At 66.1% G+C, this 11977-nt stretch carries 11 protein-coding genes; 2 read left to right on the forward strand and 9 right to left on the reverse strand.

The genetic code is table 11. The features are described 5' to 3' along the window. The 6 genes from L0U81_RS09965 to L0U81_RS09990 form a co-directional block, all read right to left on the reverse strand. Positions 1 to 576 (reverse strand): TMEM175 family protein, encoded by a 576-nt coding sequence (locus L0U81_RS09965; RefSeq protein WP_233802191.1) that lies wholly within the window; start codon positions 574 to 576, stop codon positions 1 to 3. A gap of 144 nt (positions 577 to 720) precedes the next feature. Continuing rightward, positions 721 to 1074 (reverse strand): cupin domain-containing protein, encoded by a 354-nt coding sequence (locus L0U81_RS09970; protein WP_233802193.1) that lies wholly within the window; start codon positions 1072 to 1074, stop codon positions 721 to 723. 28 nt (positions 1075 to 1102) lie between these two features. Continuing rightward, positions 1103 to 2500: an FAD-containing oxidoreductase gene (locus L0U81_RS09975; protein ID WP_233802195.1), complete on the reverse strand. Its 1398-nt coding sequence runs from the start codon at positions 2498 to 2500 to the stop codon at positions 1103 to 1105. 164 nt (positions 2501 to 2664) lie between these two features. Next, on the reverse strand, positions 2665 to 2853 hold the full coding sequence (locus L0U81_RS09980) for a hypothetical protein (protein ID WP_008922008.1): 189 nt from the start codon (positions 2851 to 2853) through the stop codon (positions 2665 to 2667). A gap of 136 nt (positions 2854 to 2989) precedes the next feature. Further along, a complete protein-coding gene (locus tag L0U81_RS09985; protein ID WP_233802197.1) occupies positions 2990 to 5302 on the reverse strand; it encodes a putative bifunctional diguanylate cyclase/phosphodiesterase in 2313 nt (770 codons plus the stop codon). A gap of 191 nt (positions 5303 to 5493) precedes the next feature. After that, positions 5494 to 6303, reverse strand: a complete 810-nt coding sequence (locus L0U81_RS09990; RefSeq protein WP_233802199.1) for an SH3 domain-containing protein — start codon at positions 6301 to 6303, stop codon at positions 5494 to 5496. 265 nt (positions 6304 to 6568) lie between these two features. Here L0U81_RS09990 and L0U81_RS09995 point away from each other — a divergent pair, with 265 nt between their 5' ends. After that, positions 6569 to 7150 carry a lysozyme inhibitor LprI family protein gene (locus L0U81_RS09995; protein WP_233804287.1) on the forward strand — a complete coding sequence of 194 codons (582 nt, stop codon included), beginning with the start codon at positions 6569 to 6571 and terminating at the stop codon, positions 7148 to 7150. A 79-nt stretch (positions 7151 to 7229) separates the two neighbouring features. Here the strand turns inward: L0U81_RS09995 and L0U81_RS10000 are convergent, their stop codons facing one another. Then, positions 7230 to 7517: an ArsR family transcriptional regulator gene (locus tag L0U81_RS10000; protein WP_233802201.1), complete on the reverse strand. Its 288-nt coding sequence runs from the start codon at positions 7515 to 7517 to the stop codon at positions 7230 to 7232. A gap of 46 nt (positions 7518 to 7563) precedes the next feature. After that, positions 7564 to 9000, reverse strand: coding sequence for an aminotransferase-like domain-containing protein (locus L0U81_RS10005; RefSeq protein WP_233802203.1), 1437 nt, complete (start codon positions 8998 to 9000; stop codon positions 7564 to 7566). Positions 9001 to 9141: 141 nt separating this feature from the next. Between L0U81_RS10005 and L0U81_RS10010 the strand changes: the two genes are divergently transcribed. After that, on the forward strand, positions 9142 to 11451 hold the full coding sequence (locus L0U81_RS10010) for an FdhF/YdeP family oxidoreductase (RefSeq protein WP_233802205.1): 2310 nt from the start codon (positions 9142 to 9144) through the stop codon (positions 11449 to 11451). Between the two features lie 2 nt (positions 11452 to 11453). Here L0U81_RS10010 and L0U81_RS10015 read toward each other — a convergent pair whose 3' ends face one another. Next, positions 11454 to 11954, reverse strand: a complete 501-nt coding sequence (locus L0U81_RS10015; protein ID WP_233802207.1) for a M48 metallopeptidase family protein — start codon at positions 11952 to 11954, stop codon at positions 11454 to 11456. Positions 11955 to 11977 lie beyond the last annotated feature (23 nt).

Here is an 11977-nt window from a genome sequence, read left to right on the forward strand (position 1 = left end):
TCAGGCCTCCAGCACGTGTTCGATGCGCCGGTCCGGCACGAACCACCACGCGGCGGCGAGCGAGTAAAGCACGGCCGACGCCCACGGCAAGACGAACGCGAGTCCGATACCGATCAGATAGATGACGACGGAGACCTTGCCCTTGAAGTCGTTGCCGAGCGCTTTGGCCAGCGTCGATTCGCGGCCGTGCTGATCGATCAGCGCGCGGGTCAGGATGAAATACGCGATCGCCGACATGAACAGCACGACCCCGTACATCGCGGTCGGCCAGGCGGCCAGATGATTCGCGCCGACCCAGTGCGTGACGACCGGCAGCAGCGACAGCCAGAACAGCAGATGCAGGTTCGCCCACAGCACCTTGCCGTTGACCTTCTGCACCGCATGGAACATGTGATGGTGATTGTTCCAGTAGATGCCGACATAGACGAAGCTCAGCACGTACGCGCAGAACACCGGCACGACCGGGCGCAGCGCCGCGAGATCGTGGCCCCCGGGCACCTTCAGTTCGAGCACCATGATCGTAATGATGATGGCGATGACGCCATCGCTGAAGGCTTCGGTGCGTCCCTTGCCCATGCGAGTCCCGGAGATCCATGCGGTTCGGCGCACAGCCCGCCCGCGCCTTGCAGGGGAGCCGCGCCGCTGCCGATTATCAGCGATGGCGCGAGGCTTTGTCGATGCGCGGGAGCCGGCCGCGCGGATGACGCTATCCGCCGCGGCTCACGGGTAATACACGGCGAGCCATACGCTTGGCTCGGTGTCGCTCGTCCACGCGACGCGGTGCCGGCAATGCGCGTCGATCAGCACGTGATCGCCGGGCTTCATCGGATGCGGTTCGGGCTCGCCGTCGAATTCGAGCACCGCCGCGCCGGCGAGCAGCACGACCCATTCGGCGCGCGGACTGTCGTACCAGAAGCCGGGCGGACTCGCCTGCCCGTTCGAAACGATCCGCTCGATGGTCACGCCGCCCTGCTCGACGAGCGCGTCGACATGCTCATCGGGCGTCGCCGCCAACTGCGCGACGGCGCCGAACAGATTGCCGCTGCTACGTGCCGGTTTGAGCGAGCTTGTCATGGGCCTGTCGTGCCAGCGTCAATGCCGCTCATTGCATGGGTTTGAGCCCATCGAGCAGCGTCGGCACCAGCTCGCAGATCGTCGGATGCACGTGCATCGCGTATTGCAAGGTCGGATACGGCGCGCCCGCGGTCATGATGTCGACGAACGTATGGATAGCCTCGTCGCCCTCGATGCCGTGAATCGCCGCGCCGAGTATCTGCTTGCTGCCGGCATCCACGAGCGCCTTCATGAAGCCGTCGGTTTCGCCGCGCTCGCGCGCCCGGCCCACGCGCGACATCGGCATCGTCGCAATCAGCGCTTCGCGGCCACTCTTGCGCACCTCCTCCTCCGACATGCCGACGCGCGCGAGCGGCGGATCGACGAACACCGCATACGTCATGATCCGCGTGTCGACGCTGCGCGCGCCGCCGTCGAGCAGGTTCGCCGCGACGATCTGGTAGTCGTCGTAGGACGTGTGCGTGAACGCGCCGCGGCCGTTCACGTCGCCGATCGCCCACACACCCGGCACGCTGGTGCGCAACTGGCCGTCGACGATGATCGTGCCGTGCCGGTCGATCTCTATGCCGGCGACGTCGAGACCGAGGTCGTCGGTATTCGGCGTGCGGCCGGTCGCCAACAGCAGATGCGACGCCTCCATGGCCGGAATGTTCTGCTCGAAGCCGATGCACATCTCGTTCGCGTGATGCGGATGCGGCTCGACGCGCGTCGGCTGCACGCCGAAATGAAACTCGACGCCATCGCGAGCGAGCACCTTCTGCACCGACTCCGCGAAATCGGCATCCTCGCGGTTGAGCACGCGCTCGCCGCGCACGAGCACGCTGACGCGGCTGCCGAAGCGGCGAAACACCTGCGCGAATTCGAGCGCGATATAGCTGCCGCCGACGATCACCAGATGATTCGGTAACGTGGTCAGTTCGAGCAGCGTCGAGTTCGTGTAGTACGGAATCCGCTGGATCCCTTCGAGCGGCGGCACGACGGCGCGTGTGCCCGTGTTGATGAAGATTTCGTAGGCGCTGAGGTCGTCCAGCAGTTGGCCGTCGCGCCCGCTGATCGCGAGCGTACGCGCGCCGGTGAAACGCGCGTGGCCGTTGAACACCGTGATGTTTTTCGTGCCGCGCAGCCACTTCTCGACGCCGCTGCGCGACTCTCCGATGATCCGGTCCTTGCGCGCCTTCACGGCCGCGAGATCGACGCTGACCGGCCCCACCTGCACGCCGAGCTCCGCCGCATGGCGTGCCACATGCGCCGCGCGAGCGCTCGCCACATAGGATTTGGTCGGCGTGCAGCCAACGTTCACGCAGGTGCCGCCGAACTCCGCGCGTTCGATCACCGCGGTTCGACGGCCGCTTTGAGCGAGGCGCACGGCGAGCGGCGCACCGCCTTGTCCCGTACCGATCACGACTGCGTCGAAGTGCTGTGGCATGGCAACTCTCCGGGGCTGGGTGCAGTTCGTAGCATCTTACGCTTAGTCCCACGGGGTGCCATGCCGGATTGGGCGGGCGCTGTGCTGATGGCCCGGCTTGCCACGCGCCGCGCGCGAGGCGGCGCAATTCAGTTCGGGTTACTGTGTTTGCCGCCCCGAACTTCTCAAGCGTGACAATGAACCGCGCAAATCAACTCGCGCGAACGTTGCAATGCGGCCTGCGCGCCGCGCGCCGCGAACACCCAGCCGACCTGGCCGAGATTGAAGTCCTGCGACACCATCACCTGCATGAGCGCGACCATCGGCAGCACGACCGACGGCCGGTAAAGCTGGTTCCTGATCAACTCTGACATCACGACCCCCAAACGCGTGACGCCGCTTCGGCACCACGCACCAATAACGTTTCGATGGGGGAATTTTAGGGAGTGCGTCACCGCCGATAAATAGCGGCAACGCGAAGTCACTTGTTCGGCAATCTGAACAATCGCGTCAGGACGCGTTGGCCGTGCCGATCATCTGCGCGTCGTACAGCGTGCGCGCATACGCGCTCGCGCCGACCGGCCGGCTGTACAGATAGCCCTGCTGCTTGTCGCAATCGATCGTACGCAGAAACGCCGCCTGCTCGGCGGTCTCGACGCCCTCGGCCGTCACGTTCATGCCGAGCGAGTGCGCCATCGCGACGACCGCCTGCGTGATTGCGACCGAATCGCGGTGATCGGGAAGTCCCGCGACGAACGAACGGTCGATTTTCAGGTTGTGCAGCGGAAAGCGCTTCAGATACGACAGCGAGGAGTAACCCGTACCGAAGTCATCGACCGACACGCGCACGCCCATCGCGTTCAGCGCGCTCAGCATCGGCAGCACGGTGTCGCTGTCGCTCATCAGCAGCCGCTCGGTGATCTCGAGTTCGAGCGCAGCCGGTTCGAGCCCGGACTGCGCGAGACAGCGTTCGATGCGCTCGAGCAACCCGTCGTTGAACTGCCGCGGCGACAGGTTCACCGCGACGATCAGATGCGGCGCGAGCGTGCGCCGCCACTGGGCGACCTGCTCGCAGGCGTGCTCGAGCACCCAGTCGCCGATCTCGACGATCAGCCCGGCGTCCTCGGCGACCGGAATGAATTCGCCCGGCGACACGTTGCCCAGCTCGCTGTTGTACCAGCGCAGCAGCGCTTCCGCGCCGATCGTGCGGCCGCTCTGGCTATCGACGATCGGCTGGTACACGAGGCTCAGCTCGTTGCCGGCGAGCGCGCGCCGCAGCGACTGCTCGATCGTGAAACGCCGCTGCAGATGCTGGTTCAGCTCGGCGGTGAAGAACTGGAAGTTGTTGCGGCCGCGCTGCTTCGCGTGATACATCGCCGAGTCGGCGTTGCGCATCAGCGTCGCGACGTCCTGACCGTCCTCGGGAAAGAGGCTGATGCCGATCGACGCGCCGAGGTAGTACTCGTTGCCCGCCACCGCGAACGGCACCGCGATCATCTCGAGAACGCGATGGGCCAGGCCGATCAGCTCATCCGTCTCGCCGTACGCGCTGGCTACGATCACAAACTCGTCGCCACCGACGCGCGCGAGCGTGTCGGCACGTCCGACGCAGGCCGACAGCCGCTCGGCGACGCTGCACAGCAACGCATCGCCGGCTTCGTGACCGGCGGTGTCGTTGACCTTCTTGAAGCCGTCGAGATCGACGAACAGCACGGCGACGGCGGCGAGCTCGGCGCCATGGTCGTCGGCGGCACGCGGCGCGAACAGGTCGCGCATCCGCTCGATCAGATAGGCGCGGTTGTAGAGGCCCGTCAGCGAATCGCGCGTGGCGAGGAACTTCAGCTGACGCTGCGCCTCGCGCACCGGTCCGATGTCGGTGAACGAAATCAGTACCGAGTCCGGCTCGCTGTCGCCGGGCCGCAGGATCGGTACGACGTTCTCCGTGATCCACACGACTTCGCCGCTCGTCAGCTCGAGGCCGATCGTCACGCCGAGCATCGGCTTGCCGGTCGCGAAGACCTGCGCGACCGGAAGGTTGGTGTCGCCGATGACCGTGCCGTCCTCGCCGAACGCACGCGTCATCACGGTCTGCATGCTGCGGCCCACGATCTGCGATGTCACGCGGAGCATGCGCTGCGCACTGGGATTGCAGGCGAGCACCACGCCGGTGCGCGACTGCACGACGATGCCCTCGCTCAGATGATCGACGACGAGCCGGTGACGCTCCTCGCTATGCGCGAGGCGCTGCGCCATCGTGTCCTGATGAACCGCGAGGCCGACGCTGTTGCCGATATCGCGCAGCATCGCTTCTGCCTCGGGGGTCGGACGGCGGGTGGCGCGGTAGTAGACGGCGAATGCGCCGAGGACGATGCCCGCGTCGTTTTCGAACGGCACGGACCAGCACGCGCGCAGGCCGTGCGGCAGCGCGATATTGCGGAAGTTTTCCCACAGCGGATCGGTTTCGATGTCGTCGACGATCACCAGACGCCGCTCGAACATCGCGGTGCCGCATGAGCCGGCGCGCGGACCGATCGCCGCGCCCTCGACCGCGGCGCTGAAGGCGGGCGGCAGCGACGGTGCGCCGCCGACCCGCACGTGCACGCCGTCCGGGTCGAGCAGCAGAATCGAGCAGCACGCGCCGTCGCCGAGCAGCACCTCGGCGCGACGGCAGACTTCGTCGAGCAGCTCGGGCAGCGGTGTGTTGCGGGTGATCAGCCGCAATACGCTGCGCTCGGACGCGAGTACTTCCTCGGCCCGCTGCGGCCCGTAACGGGCGCCCTCTGGCGTGGCAGTCGAGCCACGTGATGTCGCATCGCAATTCATTGTTGCGCCCCCCAACCCGACATCGGCAAGTTAGCGTTCGCGGCACATCCGGGTTTACCCTAGGCCGGCGTGAAAATCTGCAATTCATCACGTGCGGACGGTCGCGGGTGTGGCGTGCAAGCATCGGATGACGCGGGTACCTCGGCTGACGGCGGCTTCATCGTCGTCAATGCTGCGGCCGCGTCAATGCCTCAATTGTTGCCGCCGCCTCCGGGAGGCCGTGGACCCCCGCCGCCGCCACCGCCACCACCGCTTGGGGGACCGCTTTGGGGCCCACCTGGGAAACGATTGCTGCCGCCCTGCGGCCCGCCGCCGGGCGGACGACCGCCTCCGCCACCTTGCGGTCCGCCGGAAGGACGGCCGCCTGCGTTGCCCGGTGGCGGACCACCCTGTGGCCTTCCGCCCACGTTGCCCGGGGGCGAACCACCCGGCGGGCGTCCACCCGCGTTGCCCGCAGGCGAGCCGCCAGACGGCGGGCCACCCGCGTTGCCCGGCGGCCGACTTCCTGCATGTCCTGAGGGCGATCCGCCCGGGCGCGTTTGCGGCGGCCTGTAGTTCGCCGGCGGGTGCCCTGCGCCTGCCCGCGGCGGCGGAGGCGGTGCATGATTTACCCAGCGTGATTGCTGGCCGTACCACGATCGCCCGCGATAGTGGTTGCCCCAGTAATCGCCGATCGAGAACGCGAGGATCGGCAGGCCGAGCGCGGCGCCGTAGTTCAGCGGCATGTAGCCGCCCTGGTATGCCGAACTGAGCCGCGCCGCATACACCCAGCCGCGCAGATTCGGCGCCGCGACGTCACACCACTGGTAGTTGCTCAGGCACCCCATCACCGTCACCGCAGCGCCGCCCGGCAACTGCGTGACGATCGGGTAGTCGGACGCCGGGCCCGCGTGCACGTTGGTCTGGCTGGTCGTATAGGCCTGCGACTGCGCGCTGGCCACGCCGGGCAGCGCTACCAGGCCCGCTGCCACGTAAGCGCCGACGACAAGTTGTCGTTTCATTCTTCCTCCTTTTTCGACGGCTGCGTTTTGACCAGGCCGGCCAAAGTGCGTCCACGTCCTATCTTCTTATATATAGACGTTGCACCCGCTTCATGACACGCGAACGTCCATGAGCGCCGATCGAGGCCGCTTTGCAACGTCGCCGCACCGCGCGGCAAGATCTGGTAACAACCTGCCCGAACTCCCGCGTTGTTCGGACATCCGCGAGGCGCGTGGCCGGCCGATCATCGGCAGCATGATCAATCGATGCACCACCGGGACCCCGATGAACCTCTTCCGCCCACTTCTGATCGCCGGACTACTGCTCGCGCATCCGTACGCCAACGCCACGAGCTTCGACTGCCAGCGCGGCCGCTCGCCGACTGAGCGCATGATCTGCGGCGACTCCGCGCTATCGACGCTCGACGACACCTTGGGCCAGCTCTACTGGAAAGCCCGCCGGCGAGTCGCCCAGCGCCGCGCGTTCATCGACGACAGCGACAGCAAGTGGGCCTGGCGCGAAGCGAACTGCCGCGACGCGACCTGTTTGCGGACGTGGTACGAGACGCGTATCGACGAATTGCAGCGGCTGCTGGCCAGCTTGCCGGGCGGCGCGCGGCACTCGGCATCGCCGGCAGCGGATCCGGAAGTGGACCCTTCGTCGCTGCAATGCACGGCCGCGAAGCCTGGCCTCATCATCAACGAACAATGTGCGAGCGTGATCGGGCAGTCCGGCAAGCAGTGGAAGTATCAGCCGAGTGATGCCGAATGGTTCTGCGGCGTAGCCTCGCTCGCTGCAGCGGACGTGGCGCCATCCCCATCGCAAGCGCCGATGCAGCCACAGGTGCAAGCGAGCACCGGGCAATGAACCGGCCGGAAACACTGGCACCGGCGGCTGTAATCGCGCGCCGGTGACTCGCGTGTCGGAAGCCGTTGCGCCGGCAGGCTCAGCCGGCGGCGGAAGGCTCGTCGCGCTCGCCGGTGCCGAACAGTCCCGCGCAAAGCTGCGCGCCGAGTTCGCTCAACGACGCGGCTCCGGTGCCGTCGTCGCGGAACATCGTGTCGACGAAACCGCCGCCCGAGAGCAACGTCAACTGCCGCCGCAAGCTGCTCATCGGCACACCGGCCTGCTTCGACAGCTTCGCGAGCGACCACGCGCGCCACGGCGTCTCGCGATGCGCGCGCCATAGCTGCGCGAGTATCGCGGCGAGTTGCGGGTCGATGTCGTCGTTCATGCGGTCTCCTCGTTGTGATGTGTCATTGACGCTCCCGTGGTGCCGCTTACGTCATCCCGGCAGCCAGCTCACCGAGCGTCTTCAACGCCGCTTCGGCCTGCGCGGTCCACGGATAGCTGTAGTTGAGCCGGATGAAGTGCCGAAAATCGTTGCGCGTCGAAAACATCATGCCCGGCCCGACCGTGATCCCGCGTTCGAGCGCCGCCTGATAGAGCCGCATCGAATCGATCGCGGCGGGCAGCTCGACCCACAGCACGTAGCCGCCCCGCGGGCTCGACACCCGCGTGCCGACCGGGAAGAAGCGCAGCACCAGCGCGCTCATGATGCTCGCCTGCTGCCGATAGACGCGGCGCAAATGCCGCAGATGCCTGTCGTAGCCATCCAGACGCAGATAATCGGCGAGCGCGACCTGCGGCACCGACGGCGTCGTCAGCGTATTCAGGAACTTGAGCTTCTCGACCTGCGCGCGATAGCGCCCCGGCAGCGCCCAGCCGATCCGGTATGACGCCGTCAGGCTTTTCGAAAACGACGCACAGTGCAGCACGAGCCCCTGGGTGTCGAAGGTCTTCAGCGTCGACGGCCGCGTGTCGCCGAAATACAGCTCCTGGTAGACATCGTTCTCGATCGCCGGAATCTCGTGCGCGGCCAGCAGCTCGACCAGTTGCCGCTTGCGCTCGTCGGACATGCAAAAACCGAGCGGATTCTGGAAATTCGGCATCACCATGCACGCGGCGATCTTCTGTCGCGCGATCACTTTCGCGAGCGCGTCGATGTCGATGCCGTCGACCGGGTGCGTCGCCACCTCGATCGCGCGCATGCCGAGGCGCTCGATCGCGTGCAGCATCGCGTAGTAGGTCGGCGATTCGACCGCGACGGTGTCGCCCGGCTTCGCTACCGCCTGCAGGCTCAGGTTGATCGCCTCGGTCGCGCCGAGCGTGATGACGATCTCGCCCGGATCGACCGGCAGACCGTTTTCCGCGTAGCGCCGCGCGATCTGCCGGATCAGTTCTGGATTGCCCGGCGGCAGATCGTCGATCAGGTTCCAGCTGGCGTGCCGGCGAGCAATCGCGTTCGCGTACTGGTTGATGCGCCGCCACGGGAACAGCGACGGATCGGGATACGGTGAGCCGAACGGCACGGCGTCGTGCGCGCGGATGCTGCGCAGCGTCGACAGCACGAGCCGGCTGACGTCGACCGTCGCGGGCACCGGCGGCGGTGCCGCTGATTCGCGGCCCGCGCCTGCCTCGGCGGGCGGCGGCGCGAGCGCGCGCGCCGCGGCGTCGCGCACGAAATAGCCGGACTGCGGGCGTGTTTCGACGATGCCGCGGCTCTCCAGCAACGCATACGCGTGCAGCACCGTCTTGATGCTGACGCCGTGCTGCTGGCTCGCCTGACGCACCGACGCAATCCGCTCGCCGGCCGCGAACACGCCGCGGCGCACGGCTTCGGTGATTTCGTCGGCGAGTTTTTCGTAGAGCTTCATGCGATTCGGACGGTGTCAGGCAGCGTCGCGCAACTGTACTCCTATTCTTTCCGATTTTCTGTATCCGACGTCGTTTGTGGAACACAGTAGGCTTCGCGGAATTGGTCTGCAAAGCCCGTCGAATCTGTCCACTGCCACGTCATGAAGAAGAACGAAGCCCGCGCCGAAGCCCGTATCGAACCGTACACGCACCCGGCCGCCGGTTGGGGCGCGCTGAAGTATGTCGCGATCAACCTGATCAAGGAAAAGGTCGCGGGCGGCAACTACCGCACCCTGCTCAAGCAGAACCAGCCCGACGGCTTCGACTGCCCCGGCTGTGCGTGGCCGGATCGCGAGCACGCGTCGACCTTCGAGTTCTGCGAAAACGGCGTGAAGGCGGTCGCCGCCGAGGCGACCAGCAAGCGCGTGACGCCCGCGTTCTTCGAGCGGCACAGCGTCGCCGAGCTGATGACGCAATCGGACTTCGAGCTCGAACAGCACGGCCGCCTGACCGATCCACTCGTCTACGAGGCCGCGCGCGATCGCTATGTGCCGATCGGCTGGGACGAGGCGTTCGAGCTGATCGCGCGTCATCTGAAGCGTCTCGATGATCCGAACCGCGCCGCGTTCTATACGTCGGGCCGCGCGAGCAACGAAGCCGCGTTCCTGTACCAGCTGTTCGTGCGCATGTACGGCACCAACAATTTCCCCGACTGCTCGAACATGTGCCACGAAGCGACGAGCCGTGGCCTGCCGCACACGGTCGGCATCGGCAAGGGCACGGTCACGCTCGATGATTTCGAACACGCGGACACGCTCCTGATCTTCGGCCAGAACCCGGCCACCAACCATCCGCGCATGCTCGGCGAGCTGCGCGAATGCGCGAAGCGCGGCGCGACGATCGTGTCGATCAATCCGCTGAAGGAGCGCGGCCTCGAACGCTTCGCGAGCCCGCAGCATCCGGTCGAAATGCTGACGATGGGCAGCACGAAGATCAGCTCGGCGTTCATCCGCCCGAAGGTCGGCGGCGATTTCGCGCTGATCAAGGGCGTCGCCAAGCGCGTGCTCGAACTCGACGACGAAGCGCTCGCGTCGGGCCAGGGTCGCGTGCTCGACGTCGGCTTCATCGCCGAACACACGGTCGGCTTCGCTGCGTTCGCCGACGATCTGCGCGCCGAGCGCTGGGACACGATCGTCGCCGAAGCGGGCGTGCCGCTCGACGAGGTGCTGAAGCTCGCCGACATCTACGCGAAGGGGCGCGCGGTGATCTCGACGTGGGGCATGGGTCTCACGCAGCACAAGAACTCGGTCGCGACGGTGCAACTGCTGTCGAACCTGATGATGATGCGCGGCAATATCGGCCGGCGTGGCGCGGGGTTGTGCCCGGTACGCGGCCACTCGAACGTGCAGGGCGACCGCACGGTCGGCATCGAGGAGAAACCGACCGCAGCGTTTCTCGACCGCCTCGGCGCGGCCTACGATTTCGCGCCGCCGCGCGAGCACGGACTCGACGTCGTCAACACGATTCAGGCGATGCTCGATGGCAAGGTGAAAGTGTTCATCGGCCTGGGCGGCAATTTCTCGATCGCGACGCCGGACACGCCGCGCACGTGGGATGCGATGCGCGCGTGCGATCTGACCGTGCACGTGACGACGAAGCTCAATCGCAGCCACCTCGTGCATGGCCGCGACGCACTGATCCTGCCGACCCTCGGGCGCACCGAGATCGATCTGCAGAACGGCGTAGCGCAAGGCGTCAGCGTCGAGGATTCGATGAGCATGGTGCACATCTCGTACGGGATGAACAAGCCGGCCTCGGATAATCTGCTCTCCGAAGTGGCGATCGTCGCGCGCATGGCGCACGCGACGCTCGGCAGCGCCAAGGTGGATTGGCTCGCGCAGGTGGCCGACTACGCGCTGATTCGCGACGGCATCGCCAAGGTGATCGATGGCTTCGGCGATTACAACGAGCGCCTCAAGCAACCGGGCGGGTTCCATCTCGGCGTCGCGTCGCGCGATCGCATCTGGAAAACGCCGAGCGGCAAGGCGCAGTTCATCGCGCACGCGATCGCGCTCGACACGCCGATTCATCAGGCACGCAAGCAACACGGCGAGCGCCTGATGACGCTGATGACCACACGTTCACATGATCAGTACAACACGACGATTTACGGTCTCGACGATCGCTATCGTGGCGTGTACGGCCAGCGGCGCGTGCTGTTCGCCAACAAGGATGACCTTGCGATGCTCGGATTCGCCGCCGGTCAGCGTGTGGATATCACGAGCGTGTGGGCCGATGGCATCGAGCGTCGCGTGGACGGCTTTCTGCTGGTCGAGTACGACATTCCGCGCGGCTGCCTCGGCGCCTATTACCCGGAGACGAATCCGCTGGTGCCGCTCTCCTCGGTCGCGGATGGTGCGGGTACGCCGACGTCGAAGTCGATTCCGGTGTTGTTGACGGCGTCGGCTTGAAGTCAGGCCTGCTTCGCCAGATCGCGATGCGTCAGATACAGACGCAGATCGAATTCGATCTGGTGGTAGCCCGGCTGCATGAATTCGCACAGACGATAAAACGCCTTGTTGTGATCGCTCTCCTTCAGATGAGCGAGTTCGTGCACGACGATCATCTTCAGAAACTCCGGCGCCGCCGACTTGAATAGCGACGCGATGCGGATTTCCTTCTTCGCCTTCAGCTTGCTGCCCTGCACGCGCGAAATGCTCGTGTGCAGGCCGAGCGCGTGACGCATCACGTCGAGCTTGCTGTCGTAGGTGACCTTGTCGATCTGCTCGGCGTTGCGCAGGTGTTCGCGTTTGAGATCCGCGCAGTACTCGTAGAGCGCACGGTCGGTCTGCACGTCGTGTGTGTTCGGGTACTTCTGCGCGAGATAGGAGCCGAGCTGATCGGCGGCGATCAGCGTTCTCACCTTGTCTAGCAGCGGTGCGGGGTAGCCGGCGAGGTATTTGAGGGGGGACATGTAGGCGAACTGAGTTTTGCGGG

Origin of the sequence: Paraburkholderia sp. HP33-1 (assembly GCF_021390595.1) — a bacterium.
In the GTDB taxonomy this organism is placed as follows: Bacteria; Pseudomonadota; Gammaproteobacteria; order Burkholderiales; family Burkholderiaceae; genus Paraburkholderia.

Bases quoted from the DNA above. Each gene is read 5' to 3' on its own strand.
- L0U81_RS09965 (WP_233802191.1), bottom strand. From the start codon at position 576: ATGGGCAAGGGACGCACCGAAGCCTTCAGCGATGGCGTCATCGCCATC.
- L0U81_RS09970 (WP_233802193.1), bottom strand. From the start codon at position 1,074: ATGACAAGCTCGCTCAAACCGGCACGTAGCAGCGGCAATCTGTTCGGC.
- L0U81_RS09975 (WP_233802195.1), bottom strand. From the start codon at position 2,500: ATGCCACAGCACTTCGACGCAGTCGTGATCGGTACGGGACAAGGCGGT.
- L0U81_RS09980 (WP_008922008.1), bottom strand. From the start codon at position 2,853: ATGTCAGAGTTGATCAGGAACCAGCTTTACCGGCCGTCGGTCGTGCTG.
- L0U81_RS09985 (WP_233802197.1), bottom strand. From the start codon at position 5,302: ATGAATTGCGATGCGACATCACGTGGCTCGACTGCCACGCCAGAGGGC.
- L0U81_RS09990 (WP_233802199.1), bottom strand. From the start codon at position 6,303: ATGAAACGACAACTTGTCGTCGGCGCTTACGTGGCAGCGGGCCTGGTA.
- L0U81_RS09995 (WP_233804287.1), top strand. From the start codon at position 6,569: ATGAACCTCTTCCGCCCACTTCTGATCGCCGGACTACTGCTCGCGCAT.
- L0U81_RS10000 (WP_233802201.1), bottom strand. From the start codon at position 7,517: ATGAACGACGACATCGACCCGCAACTCGCCGCGATACTCGCGCAGCTA.
- L0U81_RS10005 (WP_233802203.1), bottom strand. From the start codon at position 9,000: ATGAAGCTCTACGAAAAACTCGCCGACGAAATCACCGAAGCCGTGCGC.
- L0U81_RS10010 (WP_233802205.1), top strand. From the start codon at position 9,142: ATGAAGAAGAACGAAGCCCGCGCCGAAGCCCGTATCGAACCGTACACG.
- L0U81_RS10015 (WP_233802207.1), bottom strand. From the start codon at position 11,954: ATGTCCCCCCTCAAATACCTCGCCGGCTACCCCGCACCGCTGCTAGAC.